General features: G+C 54.7%; 23 protein-coding genes. 13 read left to right on the plus strand and 10 right to left on the minus strand.

Annotated elements, in window-relative coordinates; genetic code table 11:
- Positions 1-274: 274 nt before the first annotated feature.
- The 4 genes from G8770_RS08135 to G8770_RS08150 all read left to right on the plus strand — a co-directional run bounded on the left by G8770_RS08135 (position 275) and on the right by G8770_RS08150 (position 4099).
- On the plus strand, positions 275-1213 hold the full coding sequence (locus tag G8770_RS08135; protein ID WP_167184505.1) for an NAD(P)-dependent oxidoreductase: 939 nt from the start codon (positions 275-277) through the stop codon (positions 1211-1213).
- A gap of 64 nt (positions 1214-1277) precedes the next feature.
- Positions 1278-2051: a TIM barrel protein gene (locus G8770_RS08140; RefSeq protein WP_167184508.1), complete on the plus strand. Its 774-nt coding sequence runs from the start codon at positions 1278-1280 to the stop codon at positions 2049-2051.
- 39 nt (positions 2052-2090) lie between these two features.
- Positions 2091-2951: a sulfurtransferase gene (locus G8770_RS08145; RefSeq protein ID WP_167184511.1), complete on the plus strand. Its 861-nt coding sequence runs from the start codon at positions 2091-2093 to the stop codon at positions 2949-2951.
- Positions 2952-3220: 269 nt separating this feature from the next.
- Complete coding sequence (locus tag G8770_RS08150) at positions 3221-4099, plus strand: acyl-CoA thioesterase (protein WP_167184515.1); 879 nt, start codon at positions 3221-3223, stop codon at positions 4097-4099.
- 141 nt (positions 4100-4240) lie between these two features.
- Here the strand turns inward: G8770_RS08150 and msrA are convergent, their stop codons facing one another.
- A complete protein-coding gene (gene msrA / locus G8770_RS08155; RefSeq protein ID WP_167184518.1) occupies positions 4241-4876 on the minus strand; it encodes a peptide-methionine (S)-S-oxide reductase MsrA in 636 nt (211 codons plus the stop codon).
- Between the two features lie 164 nt (positions 4877-5040).
- Between msrA and G8770_RS08160 the strand changes: the two genes are divergently transcribed.
- Both G8770_RS08160 and G8770_RS08165 read left to right on the plus strand, forming a co-directional pair.
- Positions 5041-6060, plus strand: a complete 1020-nt coding sequence (locus G8770_RS08160) for a Ppx/GppA phosphatase family protein (protein ID WP_167184521.1) — start codon at positions 5041-5043, stop codon at positions 6058-6060.
- A 16-nt stretch (positions 6061-6076) separates the two neighbouring features.
- Positions 6077-6556, plus strand: coding sequence for an NADAR family protein (locus tag G8770_RS08165; RefSeq protein ID WP_167184524.1), 480 nt, complete (start codon positions 6077-6079; stop codon positions 6554-6556).
- A 55-nt stretch (positions 6557-6611) separates the two neighbouring features.
- Here G8770_RS08165 and G8770_RS08170 read toward each other — a convergent pair whose 3' ends face one another.
- A complete protein-coding gene (locus G8770_RS08170; protein ID WP_167184527.1) occupies positions 6612-7016 on the minus strand; it encodes a helix-turn-helix domain-containing protein in 405 nt (134 codons plus the stop codon).
- 246 nt (positions 7017-7262) lie between these two features.
- Between G8770_RS08170 and G8770_RS24380 the strand changes: the two genes are divergently transcribed.
- Positions 7263-7991: a DnaJ domain-containing protein gene (locus G8770_RS24380; protein WP_167184530.1), complete on the plus strand. Its 729-nt coding sequence runs from the start codon at positions 7263-7265 to the stop codon at positions 7989-7991.
- A gap of 65 nt (positions 7992-8056) precedes the next feature.
- On the opposite strand, the gene G8770_RS08180 is transcribed toward G8770_RS24380, so the two are convergent.
- The gene (locus G8770_RS08180) at positions 8057-8938 is read right to left on the minus strand and encodes a methyltransferase domain-containing protein (protein ID WP_208022119.1); all 882 of its coding nucleotides are present in this window, start codon (positions 8936-8938) and stop codon (positions 8057-8059) included.
- Positions 8939-9041: 103 nt separating this feature from the next.
- A complete protein-coding gene (locus tag G8770_RS24620) occupies positions 9042-9194 on the minus strand; it encodes a pentapeptide repeat-containing protein (protein WP_167184537.1) in 153 nt (50 codons plus the stop codon).
- Here G8770_RS24620 and G8770_RS08190 point away from each other — a divergent pair.
- Positions 9193-9492, plus strand: coding sequence for a GIY-YIG nuclease family protein (locus G8770_RS08190; protein WP_167184540.1), 300 nt, complete (start codon positions 9193-9195; stop codon positions 9490-9492). The genes G8770_RS24620 and G8770_RS08190 overlap by 2 nt on opposite strands.
- On the opposite strand, the gene G8770_RS08195 is transcribed toward G8770_RS08190, so the two are convergent.
- Positions 9464-10216: a DUF599 domain-containing protein gene (locus tag G8770_RS08195; protein WP_208022120.1), complete on the minus strand. Its 753-nt coding sequence runs from the start codon at positions 10214-10216 to the stop codon at positions 9464-9466. The two genes, G8770_RS08190 and G8770_RS08195, sit on opposite strands and share 29 nt — an antisense overlap.
- Positions 10217-10407: 191 nt before the next feature.
- Here G8770_RS08195 and G8770_RS08200 point away from each other — a divergent pair, with 191 nt between their 5' ends.
- The 3 genes from G8770_RS08200 to G8770_RS08210 all read left to right on the plus strand — a co-directional run bounded on the left by G8770_RS08200 (position 10408) and on the right by G8770_RS08210 (position 17603).
- Positions 10408-11019: a tRNA-uridine aminocarboxypropyltransferase gene (locus G8770_RS08200; RefSeq protein ID WP_167184543.1), complete on the plus strand. Its 612-nt coding sequence runs from the start codon at positions 10408-10410 to the stop codon at positions 11017-11019.
- Between the two features lie 161 nt (positions 11020-11180).
- Complete coding sequence (locus tag G8770_RS08205; protein ID WP_167184545.1) at positions 11181-14096, plus strand: insulinase family protein; 2916 nt, start codon at positions 11181-11183, stop codon at positions 14094-14096.
- A 189-nt stretch (positions 14097-14285) separates the two neighbouring features.
- A complete protein-coding gene (locus G8770_RS08210; RefSeq protein WP_167184547.1) occupies positions 14286-17603 on the plus strand; it encodes a carboxyl transferase domain-containing protein in 3318 nt (1105 codons plus the stop codon).
- 92 nt (positions 17604-17695) lie between these two features.
- Here the strand turns inward: G8770_RS08210 and G8770_RS08215 are convergent, their stop codons facing one another.
- Positions 17696-18385: an MgtC/SapB family protein gene (locus G8770_RS08215; protein ID WP_208022121.1), complete on the minus strand. Its 690-nt coding sequence runs from the start codon at positions 18383-18385 to the stop codon at positions 17696-17698.
- 171 nt (positions 18386-18556) lie between these two features.
- Entirely contained in the window at positions 18557-19726 is a 1170-nt protein-coding gene (locus G8770_RS08220) for a hypothetical protein (protein WP_167184551.1), read from the minus strand.
- A gap of 121 nt (positions 19727-19847) precedes the next feature.
- Between G8770_RS08220 and G8770_RS08225 the strand changes: the two genes are divergently transcribed.
- The gene (locus tag G8770_RS08225; protein WP_167184553.1) at positions 19848-20681 is read left to right on the plus strand and encodes a CvfB family protein; all 834 of its coding nucleotides are present in this window, start codon (positions 19848-19850) and stop codon (positions 20679-20681) included.
- 64 nt (positions 20682-20745) lie between these two features.
- Here G8770_RS08225 and G8770_RS08230 read toward each other — a convergent pair whose 3' ends face one another.
- Positions 20746-21315, minus strand: a complete 570-nt coding sequence (locus G8770_RS08230) for a DUF1415 domain-containing protein (protein WP_167184555.1) — start codon at positions 21313-21315, stop codon at positions 20746-20748.
- A gap of 273 nt (positions 21316-21588) precedes the next feature.
- On the opposite strand from G8770_RS08230, the gene G8770_RS08235 reads away from it, so the two are divergent.
- Positions 21589-22026, plus strand: a complete 438-nt coding sequence (locus tag G8770_RS08235; RefSeq protein ID WP_167184557.1) for a DUF2147 domain-containing protein — start codon at positions 21589-21591, stop codon at positions 22024-22026.
- A gap of 123 nt (positions 22027-22149) precedes the next feature.
- On the opposite strand, the gene G8770_RS08240 is transcribed toward G8770_RS08235, so the two are convergent.
- Both G8770_RS08240 and G8770_RS08245 read right to left on the minus strand, forming a co-directional pair.
- Positions 22150-22905, minus strand: coding sequence for a PepSY domain-containing protein (locus G8770_RS08240; RefSeq protein WP_167184559.1), 756 nt, complete (start codon positions 22903-22905; stop codon positions 22150-22152).
- 7 nt (positions 22906-22912) lie between these two features.
- Positions 22913-23422, minus strand: coding sequence for an FMN-binding protein (locus G8770_RS08245; RefSeq protein ID WP_167184561.1), 510 nt, complete (start codon positions 23420-23422; stop codon positions 22913-22915).
- Between the last annotated feature and the right edge of the window lie 159 nt (positions 23423-23581).

Genomic DNA, 23581 nt, shown 5'->3' on the forward strand with positions numbered 1-23581 from the left:
CATAAGCACCAGGTACGTTAAGCAAGGTAAAGCAAAATCATGCAAAGTTAAGCGAAATCAAAGTCTTAGCTGGCATGTTCAGATTGGCAGCAATCTTACTGACAAAACGCATAAATTTCATCGTGAATTTGCCCCAACATCGCTTTACGCCCTACTCTCCCTGCCGATTCGGAGCCCAATCAGACCTGTCTGGGGCCCGTTTTCCTCAAGATTGACAGTGGTATACTGACGGTCTGTAGAAAATCCGCCCCTTTTTCGAGACTCCTGAACGCCTATGCCCACCCCACAGTCATCCGCTACACACTTCGAGACCTCCAGCTCCAGCGGCAAGCCCGTGCTGGGCTTTATCGGTATGGGGCTAATGGGCGTGCCCATGACCACTCGACTGTTACAGGCCGGCTTCGAAGTGAATGTCTGGATCCGCAACCCGGACAAACTGCAACAGCCCGCACGGCTCGGGGCCAGCCCCTGCACTGACCTGCAAGCACTTGTGCGCGGCAGCGACATCATCATGCTCTGCGTGTCTGACACAGACGCGGTAAAACACATCGTCGAAGGCCCACGGGGCCTTAAAGCCTTCGTCAAACCGGGCACCATCATCGTTGACTTCTCCAGCATTTCGCCTGATGCCACCCGCGACCTTGCGGATCAGTTGCTCAACCAATGCGGGGCGCAGTGGGTTGATGCCCCGGTTTCCGGTGGCGTTAGCGGTGCAGAAACCGGCAGTTTGGCGATCATGGCAGGCGGACCCGAAGCAACCATTGACGCCATACGCCCGATTCTGTCTCACTTGTCCCAGCGAGTCACCCGCATGGGCCAGGTGGGCAGCGGCCAGACCACCAAGATCTGCAATCAGATGCTCGTCAGCTGCAACCTGATGGTCATGGCCGAAGTCATGGCGATGGCAGAAAAGGCCGGCGTGGACACCCACAAGATCCCGCAAGCGCTTAAGGGCGGGTTCGCAGACTCCCTGCCGCTGCAGCTAACCGGATCACGCATGGCAGACAAAGATTTTGAGCCGGTGAAATGGCATGTTAAAACCCTCCTCAAGGATCTCGACCTGTCCGCCAACCTGGCCCGCCAGAGCAACGCCAATACCCCGATGAGCCAGCTGGCTCGGGAATTGATGCAACAACACGCCAACGGCGGCAATCAAGACAAAGATCCCGCCACCCTAGTCGAACTGTACTCATCAGGGTGTCATGCACCTTAAGCCTTATGACTCCCGCCGAAGCCACAGACGGCAACCCCATTAAAAATATTGAAACAACACCACCATGAAACTATGCGCTAACATTTCCACGCTGTTTACCGAGCACCCTCTTGCGGAGCGTTTCGCGGCGGCGAGGCAGAACGGTTTTAACGCTGTCGAAATTCAATTCCCATACGACGAGGATCTGCAGCTCCTGATCGACCGGCAACAGCAAGCCGACACCAGGATTGCCCTGATCAATGTGCCTGCGGGCGATTTAATGGCGGGCGGCCTGGGGTTAGCCTGCTCACCGAACACCACCGATGCTTTCAGGCATGCCGTTGACCAGTGCCTGATCTATGGGGAGAGTTTGCAGGTCGATTGTGTCAACGTACTGGCCGGCAGAGTCCCGGACCAGAAGCAGAGCGATCGGTGCTTTGATGTGTTTTTGCACAATTTGGAGTACTGCGCGGACCAGTTCCAGTCGATCGGAGTGACCACGGTATTTGAAGCCATCAACACTTACGACATGCCGGACTTTTTGATTCACAGTGTGGCTCAGATGCAACAAGTCCTGAAAGACCTCAACCATCGCACCGTCAAAATGCAATATGATTTGTATCACATGGCCCGTATGAATGAGCCCACACAAGCTCTGTTGCCGCAGATTCTATCCGATATCGGACACCTACAATTTGCGGATACGCCCCACCGACACCAACCAGGTACGGGGAACCTGGCGTTTGAGAAAATCATTCAGCAACTGCAAGATCTACGCTACGACAAATGGATTGGTGCGGAATACAAGCCCGACGGCAATACCGAAGACTCCCTCGACTGGATGTCGTTATTCTCTTAACCTTGCGTTAAACCTTTTAACGCTTGCAAGGCAGACAACATGACCAGCCCAAACAAAGACGCCCGGCTTGACAATACCTTCATCACCGCAGATGAGCTCGCGGATGAGCTGACGAATACCGTGATTCTGGATTGCCGGTTTTCACTGGCGGATCCCCAAGAGGGTGAACGCTTGTATCAGCTTGACCACATTCCAGGGGCGCTCTATTGCCATCTGGAAAAGCACCTCTCGGCGGAAAAACAACAGCACGGTGGCCGCCACCCTCTTCCTGATGCTGAGTTTTTTGCCCGGCAACTGCAGAGCTGGGGGATTAATGCCGGGACACCGGTCGTGGTGTACGATGATCAACGTTTTGCCTTTGCCGCCAGAGCCTGGTGGTTATTGAAAGCCGCTGGCATCAACAATGTCAAATTCCTTGATGGTGGCTATCAGGCCTGGAAAGCACAACGTCATCCCATCGAAACGGAACCGAAAGATGTGCCGACCGGTAACACCTCGGAAACCCATTTATTCGAGGTCAATAACACCGTTAACTTTGACATGATCTTTCAATCCCTAAACCAGTCAGCCTACCAGTTGATCGATAGCCGTGAAGCTCCCCGCTATCGAGGCGAATCCGAACCTATAGACCCGGTTGCCGGGCACATCCCCGGAGCCATCAACAAACCCTGGGCTGACATTACCGACGAAGCGGGTTTCATTCGACCGCAGGCGTTTCATGACCTGCGATGGCAGGGCATCAAGGATGACAAACCGCTGGTGATTTACTGCGGTTCCGGCGTCACCGCCTGTGTCAATATTGTGTCCGCCCAGCTGGCGGGGAAACAACCGTTGTTATACCCCGGCAGCTGGAGCGATTGGTGCAGTTTTCCTCAAGCGCCTATTAGCACACATAGCTAGCACACACAGCACAAATGGCAGCACAGTAGACACCACAACACCTCCGGCCCAGTGACGTTAAAAACCTGACCGAAGTGTATTTAGAGCGGATTGGCTATGGTGTCGACTGACCCCGTTGAACTATAGTCAGTGCACTCTAAAAAACGGAATGGCTGATTTTTTTCATGAATTCCTGATGCCCGTTTGTCAGTAGATCAATCGGTAGCCTTCAGGAGCTAATATCGGCGTTTCACAACAATATGCTTGCCCCCAGTCTAAGAGAGGACAATTTGACCAACTCAACAGAACAACTTGCGGAGATTATTGAGCTTGAGCAGCTGGACACCTTGTTGTTTCGGGGGACTACCCCAAAAACAGAACTGCCTCGGGTATTTGGCGGACAGGTGTTGGCGCAGGCCCTAAACGCGGCGATTCGCACCGTGCCCGAATCACGTCAAATGCATTCCATGCACGCCTATTTCTTACGCCCCGGGGACACCAGTCGTCCCATCATCTTTGAAGTCGACCCTATACGTGACGGCAATTCGTTTACCACCCGCCGGGTTGTTGCGATACAAAATGGCAAAGCCATTTTTAACACGTCACTGTCGTTCAAAATTCCTGAAGAAGGTCTGGAACACCAGGTGGACATGCCGGATGTGCCTGCCCCTGAAAGCTTAACTCCGGATCGCGAGCGTATGCAGGAGTACCGGAAAGAACGCCCGGACGCCTCCCCGCCGCCGCCCGCCGATGCACTGGGTGCCTTTGAAGTTCGCACCAACGGTGACCTGCCATTTCTCCAGCCCAAAGGCAGTGAACCGGTGCATGGCTTCTGGTTTAAATGTCGGGACAAGCTCGACAGGGGCTTTCCCATGCACCAGGCCTTCCTGGCCTATGCCTCGGATTTTCGCTTGTTAGCCTCTGCCCTGCTGCCTCATGAAGTTCGCTTTAGCGACAATGGTAATTCACTGCAAGCCGCGACGCTGGATCACTGCATTTGGATTCACGCCGACTTTCGCGTGGACGATTGGATTTACTATCACATGGAGGGGCCGGTTGCAGCCGGAGGACGTGGCTTGAATTTTGGGCGTTTTTACACCCGTGACGGCCGCTTGGTTGCGTCTACCAGCCAGGAGGGTCTCATGCGCTTGCGTTCCGCCAAGGCCTAGGGCCAAGTCACACCACAAGCACAACGTCTATCCGTACAATCTCTGCAAGCTTAGCGAGATTGAAAGCGAGCGGCGCCGATCGCTCGCTTTACTTTGCCGCTCTCCTGCCTGTTGTTTGCCCTTGGCGTCAAGCCAAGAGGATCACAAGGCGCATTCGATGCCGGTTCCTCCCAAGCCACAGTAGCCCTGGGGATTCTTGTGTAAATACTGCTGATGGTACTCCTCCGCGAAATAGAAGGCTGGAGCCGCGTAGATCTCGGTCGTCACTTCACCCAACCCCTTGGCAGCCAGAGCCCGCCCATAACTTTCTTTTGACGCTACAGCCAGCGCAGCCTGTTTCTCCCCGAAGGTATAAATGCCCGAGCGGTATTGGGTGCCCATGTCATTGCCCTGTCGCATACCCTGGGTCGGATTATGAGACTCCCAAAACACCTGCAACAATTGCAGGTAGCTCACTCGTTGCGGATCGTATACCACCAAAACCACCTCGTTGTGGCCGGTTAAACCGCTGCAGACTTCCTCATAGGTCGGATTGGGGGTAAAGCCACCGCAATAGCCCACAGCGGTGCTGTAAACCCCCTCCTGCTGCCAGAACTTTCTCTCCGCCCCCCAAAAACACCCCAGGCCGAACACCGCTTGTTCAAAGTTGTCCGGAAACGGCGGCTGCAGCGCAACCCCGAACAAGGCGTGCTTATTGCTCAGGTGCATTGGTGTGTCGCGCCCAGGCAGGGCTTCTTCGGCGGTGGGCAGCGACGCTTTTTTAGATAAAACAGACATATTAACTCCAGAACACTGACTCAATCGGCTAATGTTGCACCGACCCGGGACCGGTTTATCCCGGCAATACGGTCTTAATGCCCATAAGCATAAACCAGTGAGTTACAATTCTCGACCAATCGTTACCCCCGGAACCCGGTGTGCACCTCCACACAACAGACCGGATGACCAGACACCCCAAGATGGACACCTCACCCACTATGGACTCAACCGCGACTTCTCCTATTTCTCCCACTACGCAGTTTCTGGCCGCCATTGATTTAGGATCAAACAGCTTCCACCTTCTCATCTGCTTATGGCGGGATGGCAAGTTAACTGAGGTGGCCCGACAAAAAGAAATGGTGCAACTGGCCCGAGGCATGGACGCGCAAGGCAACCTGGCCCCGGAGGCGCTCCAAAGGGCACAGGCCTGCCTGACCCATTTTCAGGAAATCCTCTCCAGCTACCCGCAGGCCATCAAACGCTCCGTAGGCACTCAAGCTTTGCGCCAGTGTCAAAATCTGGCTGAATTTCTTCACATGGCTGAGCCGCTGCTGGGCTGCCCCATCGAAATCATCAGCGGACAACGCGAGGCCGAGCTGGTTTACCGCGGGGTTCAGTTCTGCTTGCCTGCCGCCCAGAGGCATGAGCAATCACTGATTGTCGATATCGGTGGCGCCAGTACCGAACTCCTCATTGGCCAGGGCCCGCAGATTAAACACTGGCACAGTTTTTCGCTGGGCTGCGTGGATTTGGCAAACCGCTTTTTGGGCGGCAGCCGCCCTCGGCGAAAGATTCCCGCACAGGCACTTGAACAGGCCTATCAATACAGTTACGACCTGCTCTCTGAACAAGCTGCGGCCTTTAACAACATGTCATGGGCGTTAACTCTGGGCGCCTCAGGAACCATGCGGGTCATTCTCGATTTACTGCCAGTTCAACCGGCGCCCCCCCGCATCACTCAAGCCCACCTGCAACAACTGCTTGAGGAGCTTCGAGTGAGCGGCGAAATCAGCGAGCAGATCCCCGACTCGCTTCGCTGGGATGTACTGCCTGCGGGCCTGGCCTTGCTCAGCGCCATTTTCGACAGCCTTAACATTGAGCAACTGGATGTTTCCCCCGGCAGCATTAAAGAAGGTATGATGCTGGAAAGCCTTGACGGCATCACCGCGTCGATGAATCAACATCAGCCCAAGATGAATTAAAATAAGCCAGATTATTATGGAAGGACTTTTTTTACCCACCGACGAAAATGCCTATTATTTTTCGCGTTCTGACGACACTGAACTGCTGGGCACCTACTACCCTTTAAGCTTTACGCTGGAAGGTGTTGAATGGCCAACCGTTGAGCATTATTTTCAGGCGATGAAGTTCGAGGATTCCCAATACCGGGAAAAAATTCGCGCAGCGACCTCCCCCAAGCAGGCAAGAAAACTGGGGCGCAACCGCTTTAAGCGCCCGCGCCCTGACTGGAAATCCATTCGTACGACCATTATGACCCGAGCCGTCTACACGCGTTGCAAAACCCATACACAGGCCTATCAGGCTCTTATGGACACCGACGCGAAAAAAATCGTCGAAAGCAGCAGTTACGATTATTTTTGGGGGTGTGGCCGGGACCGCTTGGGCCACAATCATTACGGCGTGATCCTGACCAAGGTCCGCGACAAACTCCGGGAAGAAGAAAAAGCCAGCCAATGACTGCACGGGTTAACACCTCACCGCGGCCCCTCGGCCCTGTCATAAGCAGTCAGGGCTACTCACCGGACAATTCGTTCACGTCCACACCCAGAGCTCTGGCAATATTACGCAGAATGGGCTCGCTGGGTTCTCTCTCACCGGATTCGATTTGCTTGAGATAAACCGGGCTGATGCCGATTTCTCTGGCGATATGCGCTTCATCCAGCCCTTTTGACAGCCGCAGCTTGGCCGCTTTTTCCCCCTGAAAGCTTCCTGCTTGGGAAACGCTGGCCACATTTTGCAGTTGCTCCATCATGGTTTTACGCAAGTTTCGTGAATCCTCCGCTCGGATCTCCGTGCTTGCCGGTGCTGGCGCACCGCTTTCCAGTGCCTCGACCCTGGCCAGAAGGGCTTCATATTCTGTATAGGGCAAGACGGCCCATTCCGGGCGCCCATCCTTCATAATCACCTGAACACTCATGCGTACCTCTCTGACTGTGCGGCTCAATGAGCCACTGCCTCTGAATTTCGGGTGCCTATAATACTCTGTTGCATGCGTTTTTGGCATTCTGTGATTGCCTCCCGGACAACACCACGAAAAAAACGCCTGAACGAGGCCCCTGCCCATGATCAAGTTCGTGCCTTTAGCTGTCCTCACAATAGCTATCCCAAACCAGCCCTTTTATAATGCCCACACGTTATTCCACTGCCCCATAAGGTCCACACTGTGCTTTTCAGACTGATATTCCTCATCGCCGTAGTATTTATTGGCCTCTATGGTTACAAACATTTCAAACGTCAACCGGCACAGAAGCAAAAAGACCTGCTGTGGAAGTACGCCATGTACGGCCTGATTTTGGTGATTGTGGCTCTTGCCGCCACCGGCCGGCTTCACTGGTTAGGCGCACTGATTGCCCTGATGATCCCCATTGCCAAACAAATTGGCCCGCTGGCATTGCGCTACCTCCCGGTTAAGGACTGGCTGAGCAGACAAAGTTTCGCCAACCCGACCTTAAACACCCGGTTTATCCGGATGACGGTGAACATGACCAACGGTGAAATGAAAGGGGAAATTTTAGCGGGTGAGTTTCAAGGTAGAAGCCTGGAGAGCCTCAGCGAGGAAGAGTTGAACGCTCTGCTGGCCACTTATCGCGAGCAGGATACCGAATCTGCCCGTTTGCTCACGGCTTACATTCAACGCAGGTTCCGTCGCAGCTCCGGGACCGCCAGCGGCGGCAACTCCGAGTACCAGTCGTCAACCGGGCAAAACGGCTCCCATGGCCATATGGGGCGCCATGAGGCCCTGCAGATTCTGGGGCTAAACGATGACGCCACGAACAAGGACATCATTCAGGCCCACCGCAAGCTGATGCAAAAAGTCCACCCGGACCGGGGCGGCAGCGATTACCTTGCCGCCAAAATCAATCAAGCCAAGGACTTTTTATTAAAGTCATAATTGTTTCGTGGCGAGTCTAAAACAATTTAAGCCGTTATCGACAGAGCCTTGAGCACGGCGAACGTCTATGCGATTTTCTGGCTCAACACGTGGATGTAGCGTCCCAGCGAGCGCCAGGGTTCTTGACGTGACAATCTCAATTCCAGTGACAATTGCTGCTGCGGCTCGTTCATCCGGTGCTTCGGCTCCAGGATGTAATCGTGAAAGCAACGGATGCCACTGCAACAGAGCGGCTCCAGGGGCAACTCCGCCAACCATTGATACACGGCCTCAGGCTCTCTGGGGTAGGTGGGCGTAAGACTGCCTCGATAGCCCTTATAATCATCATCAATCACCTTCTGAAAATTGGTCCGCAACAGGTTTTTCATCATGATGCTGTTGACGTTATAAAAAGTCAGCGAGAAGTATCCTTGCGGGGCCGAGAACGCCAGCAGTGTCTGCAACAGCTCTTGCGGCTTGACCACCCACTCCAGTACGGCGTGGCAAAGCACTAAATCAAACTGTTCCCGATAACTCGCCGGCAACGACTGTATTGGCCCGTGGTGTAAGTGCACCCGATCTGCCACCCCCGCCTCAAGGCAGTTTTGTTGAGCAAGCTTCAACATTTCGGCGGATATATCGCACAGCACAACCTCGTGCCCTTGCCGGGCCAGGGAAATACTGAACTGCCCCTGCCCACCTCCGGCGTCCAGAATTTTCATGGGTTGGGCAGCAACACCGTCCGCCTCCACAGCCCATGAAGCCTCTGGTATGAATTCAGACAAGTCGCGCTCCAATATCGCCAGGCGTATATCCCCCTTCAAACGATCATAAACATTGCGCTTGAAGCGATGGGCCAGATCATCGAAATTACGGTCCACATCGGCGGGTTGTTTTTTCGGTTTGGTGGCTATTTTTTTGGACTTGGCGGCTCGCTGGCCCGCATCGGCAGACAGCTCAGCAGACACGGTTGATTGTTCGACGCATAGGCTTTTAGCTTTGAGGGCTATTTTTTTCGGTTTGCAGGGTGGTTTTGGTGTGGCCATGGCGATTCAGTCTGGAAAAGGAAAGTTAAAACGGAGACACTGTGCTCCGGTTTTTATGGAACGTTGTACTATGGAGCTTGGTATTGTGGAACTTTGTATTGTGGAACTTGGTATTGTGGAACTTTGTATTGTGGAACTTGGTATTGTAGAACTTGGTATTATGGAACACGGCATTCATGTCTGACGATCCCGCCACACCTTGGTGCGTTTACATTATCCTCAGCAGCGATGGCCGCCTCTACACGGGCATTACCACGGACATCAAAAAACGCTGGCACGCCCATTGCCACACGCGGCAAGGTGCCAAGTTTTTTCGCGGACGTTCACCCCAAAAGTTGCTGCACCTGGAAACCGGCTTCAATCGGTCCACGGCCAGCCAGCGAGAGGCCGCCATCAAGAAACTTTCCAGGCTTCAAAAACTGGCCTTGATCGATCAACAAAAAAGCCTCAACTGGCATGATCATCTGGGGCTGTAGGCTTACCCCAGTCCTGACTCACTTCAACCATGGCGTGAAGGGTGCGCGAGTGGAACTCACGTCGATACAGAATCGCAACCACTAAGGCCACCGCCAGCACAAAGGCCAGCGGATGAATAAACCAGGCCAGCATGGCCATCGAAAAATAATACGCCCGCAACCCAAAATTATAACTGTGAGAGGCCTGATCCAGCACCTTGCCGGTGTGCCGGGCATAGGTGTCGCGCTGAGCCTGGTCAATATCCCCTGGTTTAAAGATGGGAGTCGCGCCCAAAATCACATTGCAAAAACTGAATTGCCGCAACGACCAGGTGAAGGTAAAAAAAGCGTAAACAAATATAAACACCAGCACCAACAATTTAAATTGCAATTGCGCAGACGTGGTGGCGGCAACAAAGGGGAGGTGCTGCAGCAAGCCGTAGACCTGATCCGACGAAGCCAGAACCGTCACAATACCGGCCAACACCAGAATGGTGGTTGAAGCCATAAACGACACACTGCGCTCAAGATTGGCAATGATCGAGGCATCCGGCATTCTTATTTCACGGAACAACACTTCACGCATCCAGGCCAATCGAAAGCTGTGCATCACCGACGCCAAGCAGTCGGTTCTTTTGGCCATATGCCGGGCAAAACGGCTGTAACCGACCCAGCAACCCAAAAACCAGACCAGACACCCCAGATTGACCCAATCCGTCATATGCTCCATCAAATACGCTTTCAATCTTCACCCCTCAAGTTCTGAACCTTTCTGTGACCATCTGGCTTTGCCCTGCCCCTCACCACGCAGAGATATTCCCCAATGACATCAACATCTGAACACCGCTAGTGTACCATGCAGATGACCTGATCTTAGTGGCTGCATCATATTCATATCGGTATCTAACCCGGTGATTTTAAACAGGATGAGCGGTAATGGCACGCCCCATATGCGCAAAGTGCAAGACGCCTCTGGCCCGCTGTTTTTGCGACCTGGTGGTTAACGTTACACCGGCCGTTGAAGTCATCATCTGGCAGCACCCCAGCGAGGCCGGACACGCCAAGGGGACGGTTCCTCTCTTGGCGCGCTGCCTGACCAACAGCCAGTTGATCATTGCCGAAACGCTTAACCGCTGCGACTTTGAGAAAAGGGTTGGCCCCACTGCCCGTCAGTTACAACTGCTGTTTCCAACTGACCAGCTGCAGCCAGCCCCGGCTCAGGACATGGGGTCAAACAGGCTACATGTCCCCACTGCGGGGCAATTGCGACTGCTGGTTCTGGACGGTACCTGGCGCAAGGCCCGCAAATTACTCTATCTCAATCCGTGGCTGTCCGAACTCCGGCCCTACCCGCTTACCGCCCCGGGACCCGGCCGCTACTCGATCCGCAAAGCCGAAAAGCCAGGCCAGCTCTCCACTCTGGAAGCCGTCTGCGCCGCCATAAGCCAAGCCGAAAAAAGCGCCAGCCACAGCCTGCCCATTCTGCAGGCCTTTGATCAATACTTGATCAGGCTTAGCCAGCAAAACCCACACGCACCGACAGAATAGATCTCCTGCTGCCTTCTCGGCTCCCCATTTGGGCTTATCCCGTGACCCTGCTCCGCCGAGTGAGTTACACTTAACGCTGAGACGCATCCTGTACCGGTGCAACAGTGACCGGCAAAAACTGCTAAACAGTGATGCCAAGCGACATACCCTGAGGTTAACGAATGACAGTAGCACACCCGGCTTTTGAGAAATTACGCAGCCAACCCATTGATTCCCTGCAAGTCACCGTAGAGGAATATCGCCACCGCGCCACCGGCGCGCAACACATCCATATTGCCTCAGACAACAATGAAAATGTGTTTCTGGTCGCCCTGCGAACCGTCCCTCAGGATTCCACCGGGGTCGCGCATATCCTGGAGCATACGGCCCTGTGTGGCAGCGAAAAATACCCGGTACGCGATCCCTTCTTTATGATGATCCGTCGCTCACTCAACACGTTCATGAATGCCTTCACCAGTTCCGACTGGACTGCCTATCCCTTTGCCAGCCAAAACCGCAAAGATTTCAACAACCTGTTGGACGTCTACCTGGATGCGGTTTTCTTTTCCCGCCTCGATCCACTGGATTTTGCCCAGGAAGGTCACCGCTTTGATTTTGCCGAAGCGGGAAATCCAGACTCCGACCTGGTCTACAAGGGAGTCGTATTCAACGAAATGAAAGGCGCCATGAGCTCGGTGCCGTCGCAACTGTGGCAGACCCTGTGCAAGTATGTGTTCCCCAGCAACACCTACCACTACAACAGCGGCGGTGACCCCGAAGCCATTCCGAATCTGACCTACGAGCAGCTGCAAAATTTTTACAAAACCCATTACCACCCCAGCAACGCGGTGTTTATGACCTATGGGGACATTCCTGCCGCTGAGCTGCAGAGCAAGTTTGAAGAGCAGGCCCTGAGCCGCTTCGACAAGCTGGACAAAGTGATCTCCGTGCCGGATGAACAACGTTATTTGGCACCGATTCGAGTGGAAGAGGCCTACCCGGCCGAAGAAGGCAGTGACCTGAAGGGCAAGACTCACGTCGTTTTGGCCTGGCTACTGGGCAAAAGCACCAACCTGCAAGAAACCCTGGAAGCCCAACTGCTGGCCAGTATTCTGCTCGACAACAGCGCCTCGCCGTTACAGCACGCCCTGGAAACGTCAACCCTGGGGGCGGCGCCATCTCCCTTGTGCGGTCTTGACGACTCACAGAAAGAACTGACGTTTGTCTGTGGCCTGGAGGGCAGCGATACGGATAAGGCCGATCAGGTCGAAGCCATGATTCTCGACGTGATCGAAAAGGTGGCCAACGAAGGTATTGACTACGAGGACCTGAACGCCGCGCTGCAACAGCTGGAATTGCATCAACGCGAAGTCGGTGGCGACTCCTACCCTTACGGGCTGCAAATCATCATGACCGCGCTCACGTCAACCACCCACCGCGGCGACCCGATTGGCTTGCTCAACCTCGACCCGGCGCTGGAAAAACTCCATAAAGACATCAAAGACCCGGAGTTCATTAAAGGCCTCGCACGTCAGCTGCTGCTGGAAAATCAACATCGGGTGCGTCTCACTCTGCGCCCTGATGCCCAACTGGCCAACCGTAAATCAGCTGCCGAAACGGCGCGTCTGGCGAGCATCAAAGCCCAGCTCAGCGCTGAGGAAAAGCAGGCAATCGTGAAACAGGCGGAAGCCCTGCAAGCCCGGCAGGTACAAATCGATGACGACAGTATTCTCCCGAAAGTGGGTCTCGACGACATTCCCAAGAGCATGCACTACACCCCGCACCACAGCGTCGAGAAACTGCCCACCCCCCTGACGAATTATGCCGCAGGCACCAACGGCCTGGTGTATCAACAAATCATTATCGAGCTGCCCAAACTCAGCGAAGAACAACTACAGACCCTGTCCTACTACGGCATGTTCCTCACCGAACTCGGCATTGGCGATAAATCCTATCTGGACGTTCAGCGCTGGCAAGCCAAGGTGGCGGGCTCTATTTCAGCGTACACGTCCATTCGCGGCGCCAGCGACGACGTGCAAAAAGTTCAGGCCAACCTGACCCTGTCGGCCAAAGCCCTGAAAGCCCAGCAACCGGGCCTGAGTGAACTCATGTGGGCCACGTTAAACGATGTGCGCTTTGACGAAACCGACCGCTTGAAAGAGCTGGTGTCCCAGGTTCGCGCTCGCCGCGAGCAGAGTGTCACCGGCAACGGTCACAGCCTGGCCATGGCCGCCGCCAGTGCCGGCATGAGCCCATCCGCCCAGATCTCTCACAAACTCAATGGCTTGGCGGGCATTCAAAGCATCAAAAAGCTGGATGAGTCCCTGAAAGACCCTGAGCAGCTGAAAGCCTTTGCCAAGCAGCTGGACGAAATCCATACCGTTGTGCTGAACGCACCGCGCCAATACCTGTTGGTGTCAGAGCCCGAAGCCCTGGCGGATTACCAAAAAGCCATTGAGCAACAATGGCCAACGGCTCAACCCGAGGAATGTGCGCCCTTCTCTCTCGATCCCATCAGCGAGAAGATCACGCAAGCCTGGATCACCAACACTCAGGTTAACTTCTGCGCCAAAGCCTACCCAACGGTACCGATGGAGCACCCGGATGCTGCGGCACTGACGGTTTTGGGTGGCTTCCTGCGCAACGGCTACTTGCACCGGGCAATACGTGAACAGGGTGGCGCGTACGGTGGCGGCGCGGCACAAGACAGCAACGTTGCTTCTTTCCGCCTGTTTTCCTACCGCGACCCACGCCTGGAAGAGACCTTGCAGGATTTTGACCAGTCTATTGACTGGCTCTTGAGTGAAGAGCACGAATACCAACCTCTGGAGGAATCGATTCTGGGGGTCATCAGCTCGCTGGACAAACCCAGTTCACCCGCGGGAGAAGCCAAACAAACCTTCCACGCGGAACTGTTCGGACGCACGAAAGAGAAACGTGAAGCCTTCCGTCAGCAGGTACTGGAAGTCACCATAGAGGACCTGAAGCGCGTTGCAACAACGTACTTGCAACCTGACAAGGCCAGCGTGGCGGTCGTGACCGGCCCCAGTCAACAGGACAAAATGAAGGCGCTGGGACTGGACATCATCAACTTATAAGTTCGCGCTGCAAGGCTTTCGAGAGAGCTCCCGTCAGCTGCGAGAAAGCCACAGGGATGTACGTCCCAAGCGCCCCCCAAATACCCGCTCAGGCGGGTATTTTTTTGTCCGGGTTTTGTCCGGCTTGCACCTGAGGCGCGAGCGTGTAAACATTCGGGCCGGACCCACCAATAAGGACTTACCCCTATCATGAACATCCAGCGCCTGATGATCGCCAACCGCGGTGAAATTGCCATTCGAATAGCCAGAGCTGCGTCAGAGCTGAACATGACCTCGGTAGCGCTCTACAGCGAAGATGACCTGAACGCCCTGCACCCTCGCAAAGCCGATGAAGCCATTCCATTAAGCGGTCAAGGTGTCAGCGCCTATCTGGATATCCCGCAAATCATCGAATTGGCAAGGCAGCACCGTTGCTATGCCATTCATCCCGGCTACGGTTTCCTCAGTGAAAACCGGGAATTCGCCCAGGCCTGCGCAGACAACGGTTTGATCTTTGTGGGGCCAACCGCGGACACTCTGGACGCCCTCGGCAATAAGGCCAGCGCCCGGGCGCTGGCCATCCACTGCGGCGTCCCTTTGTTGCATGGCACCCAGGCTGCCGTCACTCTTGAGGAGGCGAAAACCTTCTACACCAACCTCATGGAAACGTCCGGATCCCGTGCGGCGGTTATGATCAAGGCCATTGCCGGAGGCGGTGGCCGCGGCATGCGAACGGTCCATCAGCCGGGGCAGCTGGAAGAAGAATTCAAACGCTGTCAGTCAGAAGCGCTGGCGGCCTTCGGCCAGGCAGATGTCTATCTCGAGCAGAAAGTCGTCAACGCCCGCCATATTGAAATTCAGATTCTTGGCGATGGTCAGGGGCACGTTAGCCACTTTGGGGAACGTGAGTGCAGCCTGCAGCGCCGTCACCAAAAACTCATCGAAGTGGCCCCAAGCCCAAGCATTTCGAGGGCATTGCGGGAACAGCTGTGCGCTGCGGCCGTGACTCTGGCCGACAGCTTAAACTATCGCGGTTTGGGCACGTTTGAATTTTTAATCGATGTCGACACCCAGCTATTCTATTTTATGGAAGCCAACCCCCGGGTACAGGTGGAACACACTGTGACCGAAAGCGTGTATGGCGTTGATCTGGTGCAAGCACAAATACAAGTCGCACAAGGTCTGTCCCTGGCTGAACTGCACCTCAGCCAGTCAGAAATTGCGCCGCCCAAAGGTTTTGCCCTGCAGGCCCGCATCAATACCGAATCCATGGACTGTGAGGGCAACATCACTCCCTCCGGGGGTGAAATCAGTCGCTTTGAGCTGGCCAGCGGCCCCGGCATACGTATCGACAGCTGCGGATTCAGTGGGTTTACAAGCAGTCCCTATTACGATTCCTTACTGGCCAAACTGATTGTTCACTCTGCCTCCAATGAATTTTCCGATGTTCTTCGCAAAGCCGAACGCAGTCTGCGCGAGTGCTCTATCGAAGGCATAGACACCAACATTTCCCTGCTTTACGCCCTGCTGACTCACCCGCAGGTTGCCAGCAACCAGATCAGCACGCAGTTTATTGATGAACACATCAGAGAGCTGAATCTTTCCGCTCATCCTTTTAAGCCCTTATACAGCGATTCGAACAACACCAAAGACAATCGCGTACCTCCTCATCCGGCGCGCCAGGAACCCAGCGTGCCGGAACACTGGTCCGGGGTCGCGACACCGATGCAAGCAGTGGTGGTCGAAATCTCCGTCCGTGAGGGCGATACGGTGCTGGCTGGCCAGTCCATCGCGGTGGTTGAAGCCATGAAAATGGAGCACGTGATTACCGCCCACGTCAGCGGCATTGTGCAACGAATTGACTTCCAGGCCGGTGACGCGGTGTCCCAGGACGCACACTTGTTGTACCTCGAAATGGATCATCAACGTGCAGGCCTCAGCAGCGAAGAAGTGCACATCAACCTGGATTACATTCGTCCTGATCTGCAGGAGTTTTTCGAGCGTAAAGCAAAAACCGAAGATCGGGCCAGGCCCCAGGCCATTGCCAAGCGCCATCAAAAAGGCTTGCGCACCGCCAGGGAGAACATTGCTGATCTTGTGGACCCGGACAGCTTTCAAGAATACGGCTCGCTCACCATTGCCGCCCAAAGGCGTCGCCGAAGCCTTGAGGAACTGATTGACATCAGCCCTGCCGACGGTTTGGTGGCAGGCACTGCCAGCATCAATGGCGACCTGTTCAGTGAAGACAAAAGTCGCTGCCTCGTCATGTCTTACGATTACACGGTGTTTGCCGGTACTCAGGGCGCCATGAACCACAAAAAAACCGATCGCATGTTGCGCCTCGCCAATCAACAAAAGATGCCGCTGGTCTTTTTTACTGAGGGTGGCGGCGGTCGACCCGGCGACACCGATTACCCCGTCATTGCCGGATTGGATCTCGATACCTGGAGCTCATTGGCCACCCTATCCGGCCAGGCACCCATCGTGGGCATTACCGCAGGGCGCTGCTTTGCCGGTAACGCGGCCATTCTTGGCTGCAGCGATGTGATAATTGCCACCCGTGACTCTAACATTGGCATGGCCGGTCCCGCCATGATCGAAGGCGGTGGGCTGGGTTCCTTCGAGGCCACCGAAGTCGGTCCCAGTGACGTTCAGGCCGCCAATGGCGTAATTGACATTCTGGTGGAAGACGAAACCGAAGCCGTCACCGCAGCCAGACAATACCTCTCCTATTTTCAAGGCTCAACGCCGAACTGGGAGGCTTCTGACCAACGTCAACTTCGACACCTGATTCCTGAAAATCGCCTGCGCAGTTATGACGTTCGGAGCGTTATCGAATCGCTGGCAGATGTTGACTCGACACTCGAATTACGCGCCGGTTTTGGCTCAGGCGTGATCACCAGCCTGATCCGCATCGAAGGTCGGCCATTGGGTCTGATCGCCAACAATTCCCGTCACCTGGGCGGAGCCATCGACACCCCCGCAGCCGATAAAGCCACCCGTTTCATGAAATTGTGTGACGCGTTTGATCTGCCCCTGATCAACCTCTGTGACACCCCGGGGTTCATGGTGGGTCCCGAGGCGGAGAAATCCGCTCAGGTGCGGCATTTCTCTCGCATGTTCGTCACCGCGGCCAATATGGATATCCCCGTGTTCAACATTGTGTTGCGCAAAGGTTACGGCCTCGGCGCCATGGCCATGACCGGAGGCAATTTCCACGCCGGGGTTTTCACCGTTGCCTGGCCCACCGGGGAGTTTGGAGCCATGGGACTGGAAGGCGCCATTCGCCTGGGGTTCAAGAAAGAACTGGAGGCAACAGCCACCATCGAAGAGCGCAACGCCCTGTTCGACAAACTGGTCGCAAATGCGTATGAGAAAGGCAAAGCTATCAACATGGCCAGCACATTGGAAGTCGATGAAGTGATTGATCCGGCGGAGTCTCGAAAGTGGATCATTCGCGGCGTCAAAAGCGCAGCTCCAGCCAGCCCGCGAAGAGGGAAAAAACTGCGTTACATCGACACCTGGTAATCCAGAAGAGCAACCGGTGAACATGGGTTTAATGCTGTACCAGAAGGCTTCAGCGAACGGGTTTAATTGACGACTGCGGTCCGGGCATCCGACTAGTCGCCCAATGGGCGCAGATTAAATTCTATGACTGCCGGTGTATCCAATAAGGCTTCGGCCACCGCCTTGTATCGTTTCAAGTCAGTGGTTCGAACCGTCATTTGGTAAGCCAGCGACTGCCCCATATCACTGAGTTTGTAGGTCAAACTGCTGACCACGATCTCGTGCTCGCTCAACAATTCACGAATATTTTGTTCGACCCAATGCTCACCACGGTTAAATTTCATCATCAGAAAGGCATACCGACGTATGGGCAAGACATCAACCAGTTTATTGAAAATGGCCAACGTGATTAAGGTCAGTAGCGTCGCGATGACCGCCAATTCGTAATAGCCGGTGCCCACGACAATACCGATACTGGCGGTAATCCAGATGGAGGCCGCCGTGGTCAACCCCCGCACCGAAGACCGATCCTGCATGATGACGCCAGCGCCTAAAAAACCAATGCCGGTCATGATGCCCTGCGCCATGCGAGCGGGATCCATCCGAATCACGTCGGGGTTTTCCGTGGCCTCCGTTAGCCATTGAAAATCCATCAGCAGCATGGACACGCAGGATGCCAGGCAGACTAAGATATGTGTTCGAAATCCGGCCGCCCTTCCCCGATAGGCCCGATCCATCCCTATCACGCCACCAATCAACAGTGCCGTCAGCAATCGTACAAAGGGCTCCCCAATGAACTCCACTCGTCCTCCCCAATCAACACGGTTTTTAACAATACCCTTTAGAGTATAGAAGAGACTTGAGTTCATCGATTCAGGTCGGTCTCGGGATCAGCATTTTCCCGATACCGGTGTGACTTTCAAACCGGTATTCGCCTCAACCGCTGTTGACGAGAAAAGACCCCGCGATGAGCTTTAATAGCGGCACGGCGACAGTAAGGCCACACCCTGGCGGTTACCCAGGCCACCATTGCCATGAACCAACCCGTATTGTGACGCTGCGGCCTCTTTACCAGCAGCCTGAGAGGCATGCCTCAACGTTGCCTCTTGTGAGTGACGCCGAGTGCCCGACGGCCGCGAAGCAGACGCGTCTTGCCTGAGTCCGTGTTGCAACAGAGTCTCATGCATGGTGATCAAGCCATTCAGTGCCGGGTTGTTCCAGGCACCTCGCGCCAGGTTCATGCCCCCGGTTTGAGTCACCGGTGTTTGCTGGATAAACGCCAGCAAGTCATCCACGCCTGACACCAACCCGCTGTTTAATAGCGCCGCCATCGGCACCACCGGGTAGCAGGTGTAGAGTTCCAGCAGTAAATCGTCACGCTTGAAAAGGCTTGGCAGACTCGCTTCCAGCTGTTGATCCAGCGAAGCGAAAGCGGCTTGTAGATGTTCGTAGCGGGCAATCGTCGGAACCATCTCGGGTCCACCGCCCGATAAAAGCCCCAACCCCACACCGCAAACTTCAACACAATCTCCTGAACCCACACCCAAATCGCGGGCCAACGAGACACTGGTCAACAACATGGCACCGTCAAAGTCCACCACTGGATTGGCGCAGTCCACGCCTCGAAACAACTCGGTGACCGGTTCCAACCACCGTGCACCCGGCAAATCATGAGTACGGTTTTCGACAGCCGTATAAGTCCGGCAGTAATTGTCGTACAGGGCATCACGGAGCTGGCAAAACTCGTTGCCAGACAGCCCCTGAATCGCCATAAATTGATGCGCCAGTTGATCGTAAGCCTCGGTCAGGGGTATGGATTCCCCATAGATGGCCATGGCCTGTCGACGAGCGACGGAGGTGTACTCGCTTTTCAGGTAATCCCGACCGCGTATCACCACCGCGCCCTCCGCACCAGAGCGAATCAACTCACGGGCAAATGCCAACGCTTCGATAGGGGCGCAGCCGCTGCGAAAATGGTCTGGTGCCAGCGGGCTGTGCCAATCGATACTTAAGGGGTCGATAGTCAGTACGCGCGGCTTTATATTCAGTTGCGACGACAGGCAGCACGACAAGCGTTCAAAGTTCTGCCAGTCCCCCTCCCCATTCACGCTTCTGCCCACGGCAACACTCACCACTGGTCTCATACAACCCACACCTTGGCGCATTTTTCGCCTCACAAAAGCGCCCATTCTAACACACAGGCGTTTACTCCCCACGGGGCAGGCCTTACACTCCGCTCTTTCAGTCTTCAGCGGGAAAGCCCCCATGGTTCAAATTGGTAAATTCAACCGCTTGAAAGTGGTCAAACTGGTCGATTTTGGTCTGTTTCTGGAGGGCGGCAAGTTTGGCAATATTCTCTTGCCCAAGCGCTATGTCCCTGCCGATACTGACGTGGGTGACGAGCTGGATGTGTTTATTTATCTCGATTCCGAAGATGAAATCATTGCCACAACCGAACGGCCAAAAGTCACCGTTGGCGAGTGCGCCTATTTAAAGGTAACCGACGTCAACCGCGTGGGAGCGTTTCTGGATTGGGGCCTGCCCAAGGACTTGATGGTGCCCTACAACGAGCAGAGCAACCCCATGGAGGAAGGTAAGTCCTATGTGGTCTACGTGTATCTGGACCCCTACACCAACAGGATCGTTGCCAGCAGTCGCCTGAACCGTCACCTGAGTGAAGAGTCCCTGTTTTTTAAGCCTCAACAAGCGGTCAAATTGCAAATATGTGGCCGCACCGACATGGGCTACAAAGCGGTGATCAACAACACCCATCTGGGACTGTTGTTCAAAGACGATGCCTTTAAACCGTTAAAGTACGGCGCCAGAACCCCCGGCTACATCAAAGCCATTCGCCCCGATAAAAAAATCGATCTCAGCCTGCAGTTACCCCCGGTGCAGCAGCGAGAGCAGCTGACGGAACAAATTATTGAGCATTTGGAGGCCCGTGGCGGCACGTCAAACCTGACCGACAAAAGCGCACCGGACGACATCTATCGGCAGTTCAACGTCAGTAAAGGCAGTTACAAAAAAGCACTGGGCAGTCTCTACAAGGCCAAGCGCATCTTGATCGAAGCGGATAAAATCACCCTGCTCAAATAAGCAGGGCCGACTTACAGCCTCAGCGGCACTAAGCTAAGCTTCGGCCATTGGGTATCGCGGTCTATTACGGCGAGTATAAGTACGGGAAAAGTTTCTGCTTTTCTCCATCTGTCAGCTGGTTCATTCGACGAATGTTGTTTTCAGGTATCTCATCACTGCCCGGGAAGCGCGCCAGCATTTTTTCCAGACTCGCCTCCCGCAACAAATGAAAAGTGGGATAAGGTGATCGGTTCGTCAGGTTTTCGGAATCCTCGGCAGAGGTCCCCTCAAACTGATAGTCCGGATGAAACGTCGCCACCTGAAACTCCCCTTCCCAGCCTCGGCGCGCTACCAACTGATCGACCCAATGCAGGTAGAGGTTGTAATCCATAAAGTCCTGCAACATATGGGGCACAATCAACAAGGTGGTTTCCAGTTCCGTGGCGGAGGTGGCTTCCAGTTTTTCCAGCTGAGCCTGCAAATCCTCCAACAAGGCCTCTTCAGCCCTGGCCTCAGAAACCACAAACGCCACCTGTCCGGATTTTGTCGGGCGAGCGGCAAAGGGACACAAATTGAGCCCAATCACCACCTCCTGCAGCCAGCACTGTACCTCGGCAATGATCTGGCCCTGACTGACGTTTGCATTTGTTTCCAACTGCGACCCACCTTAATTAACTGTGATAACACCCCTTGTCAGCACGGCCTAGCGCGCCCTGAAGACGCCCTTGAGACGCCCTTGAGACGCTCTGAAGCCTCCCAGAGAAGCATGACTTTGTGGTCGCCCTTGAGCGTTTGCCACGCAGAAAGTGAGTGCTAGACTGTGCCAGTGATTGGCAATTATACCGCGAGTCTGACCGCAACGGATGTTTAAAACACCAGCCCGATCTTCAAACGCGGTGCCTCAAATAATAAGAGTTAAGGAATCCATATGCTCAGGCATCAACTTTTGACGTTGCTCACCGGCTTGTCCCTACCGCTGCTCAGCTCTTTGTCCATAGCCAGTAACGAGGCTGTTCTTGGCCATTGGAATACCCTCGACCGTAACGGCAAAGCTCAATCACTGGTTGAACTCTATTTAAACGGTGATCAACTCAACGGCCGCATCGTCAAACTTTATGATGAGTCCAAACAGGGTGCCCTCTGTCAGGAGTGCGAAGGAGAGCAACATGACCAGCCCATCGCCGGGCTGGTGTTCATCACCGGTCTCAAAGCCGCAGAGGATGAGTGGGTTGATGGCCGTGTGCTGGATCCCGAGACCGGCAGTGAATACGACTGTAAATTGTGGCTCGACGGCGATAACCTGAAGCTCAAAGCCGGGTTTGGCTTTATCGGCCAAACCCGGGAATGGCAAAGACCGGCACCATAGACCTCTGCCTAAGCTTTCCGCCCGACGAAAAATTCATACTGCCCTCCCACCCCCTCCTTGACGTCGAGCGTCGCAACGCCTGGTTCAAGAAAGGGGGAAGCCAATCACCTTGTCGATCAGCGTCTAGCGGCGGCGTCGATGTGAGGCCAGCCAAATCCAGAACCCACTGAGCGACAAAAAGAGAAACAACAAGGCGGCAGCATCGAATAGCCATACTCCCCAGCGCCCAAAGAAACGGCCGCTGTGCAGATCTTGTACGACGCGCTCCCAGGATAACGACGACCCCAGCTGCTCATGTACAACCCGCTGGCGGATCTCCTCAGGCAACTCAGCGGCCTGACTCCAGCTTACCTCACCTGCGGAATAAGCAGGCCAGCGCAGCTGCTCCACATCAACCACTAACGTTTCGCCGGCAACCTGGAGGCAGGCACTCTCGCCACAGAGCCCCAGCTGCTCAATGGGTACGGGTAAACCGTATAAATGATTTAGTCGCTCCACCACGTTCCCTTCCTTGTCCAGAAACAAGAGCTCTTGATCACATGCCACCATGAAGACATCACCCACCAACAAAACCCCAGCCAGGTTCTCCTGACAAGAGCCCAGCTTGTAACCGTTGTAGTAGAGGTTGTGGTTCTGATCCCCAGAAAACCAATGGCCCGCCACCGAAAAACTGCGGGTTTTCGGAACATCTACACCATAGAAATTCAACAGCGATAGGGAGCGAACCGGTTGCTGAGCGAGCTGCAAGGCACTGGTGTGATTCAACAGAATGCCTGTGACCGACAGGAACACCACCAGCACGGCGACACAGAGGCCAATGCGCCGGTGCCAGCGCCACAACAGGGCACGCCAGCGATGTCTGCGCGAGACGTTAGACACTTGGGCTTTAGAGATTTGAGAGCTGGTTGTTTTGAACATGGGCAAAAGGTGTGAGCTGATGACAAAAGAGTGCCAGTGTAGCGATTTTCTTCAGTGCTCGCACGGATAAGGTCGCCCCGGTGATCCCGTCAATGGAACCATCCAGCTTGGCTTGCTCTGCGGACGCCAACCCCAGCCCTTGAAATTGTTGGGTAAAAAACGGATAGCGCACTTCCCCACCGCGGCTTTCACGGTATTCCATCACCTCGACCTGAGTGATCTTGCCGTTATCGACCACGACCCCCACCGTAATGGGCAACTCTTTGCCGATTTCTTCAAACACCCACAGGGTTTTGGAGCCGCCACCCAGATAGCGAACCCGCAGTGATTTAAAGCTGCGGCCTAAAATAGCTTCAATCTGATGCCGTTGATTTTTGTTGATCCACAGCATCTGCCATTGCACATCCTCTCCGGCAAATGCCTGGGATTTCAATTCGTCGATGGACATAAAACTGCCACGCTGCGCCCATGCACTCATGACGCAGAACGCAAGAGCAGCAGCGACAACCAAGGAAAACAAACGCCTGTTCAAACCTGAAACCTCATTGTCGGGAGAACGCACAAGGGCGCCCTTCCACTTTAGCGGCAAAGCCAAACTTGCCTGACGGCAAGTTTACCACCACCTGAGCAGACACAC

This window comes from Pseudomaricurvus hydrocarbonicus (genome assembly GCF_011602365.1).
Taxonomy (GTDB): Bacteria; Pseudomonadota; Gammaproteobacteria; order Pseudomonadales; family Cellvibrionaceae; genus Pseudomaricurvus; species Pseudomaricurvus hydrocarbonicus.

Coding starts and splice junctions, on each gene's coding strand:
- G8770_RS08135 (WP_167184505.1), top strand. CDS start 275: ATGCCCACCCCACAGTCATCCGCTACACACTTCGAGACCTCCAGCTCC.
- G8770_RS08140 (WP_167184508.1), top strand. CDS start 1,278: ATGAAACTATGCGCTAACATTTCCACGCTGTTTACCGAGCACCCTCTT.
- G8770_RS08145 (WP_167184511.1), top strand. CDS start 2,091: ATGACCAGCCCAAACAAAGACGCCCGGCTTGACAATACCTTCATCACC.
- msrA (WP_167184518.1), bottom strand. CDS start 4,876: ATGTCTGTTTTATCTAAAAAAGCGTCGCTGCCCACCGCCGAAGAAGCC.
- G8770_RS08160 (WP_167184521.1), top strand. CDS start 5,041: ATGACCAGACACCCCAAGATGGACACCTCACCCACTATGGACTCAACC.
- G8770_RS08165 (WP_167184524.1), top strand. CDS start 6,077: ATGGAAGGACTTTTTTTACCCACCGACGAAAATGCCTATTATTTTTCG.
- G8770_RS08170 (WP_167184527.1), bottom strand. CDS start 7,016: ATGAGTGTTCAGGTGATTATGAAGGATGGGCGCCCGGAATGGGCCGTC.
- G8770_RS08190 (WP_167184540.1), top strand. CDS start 9,193: ATGTCTGACGATCCCGCCACACCTTGGTGCGTTTACATTATCCTCAGC.
- G8770_RS24620 (WP_167184537.1), bottom strand. CDS start 9,194: ATGAATGCCGTGTTCCATAATACCAAGTTCTACAATACCAAGTTCCAC.
- G8770_RS08200 (WP_167184543.1), top strand. CDS start 10,408: ATGGCACGCCCCATATGCGCAAAGTGCAAGACGCCTCTGGCCCGCTGT.
- G8770_RS08205 (WP_167184545.1), top strand. CDS start 11,181: ATGACAGTAGCACACCCGGCTTTTGAGAAATTACGCAGCCAACCCATT.
- G8770_RS08210 (WP_167184547.1), top strand. CDS start 14,286: ATGAACATCCAGCGCCTGATGATCGCCAACCGCGGTGAAATTGCCATT.
- G8770_RS08220 (WP_167184551.1), bottom strand. CDS start 19,726: ATGAGACCAGTGGTGAGTGTTGCCGTGGGCAGAAGCGTGAATGGGGAG.
- G8770_RS08225 (WP_167184553.1), top strand. CDS start 19,848: ATGGTTCAAATTGGTAAATTCAACCGCTTGAAAGTGGTCAAACTGGTC.
- G8770_RS08235 (WP_167184557.1), top strand. CDS start 21,589: ATGCTCAGGCATCAACTTTTGACGTTGCTCACCGGCTTGTCCCTACCG.
- G8770_RS08245 (WP_167184561.1), bottom strand. CDS start 23,422: ATGAGTGCATGGGCGCAGCGTGGCAGTTTTATGTCCATCGACGAATTG.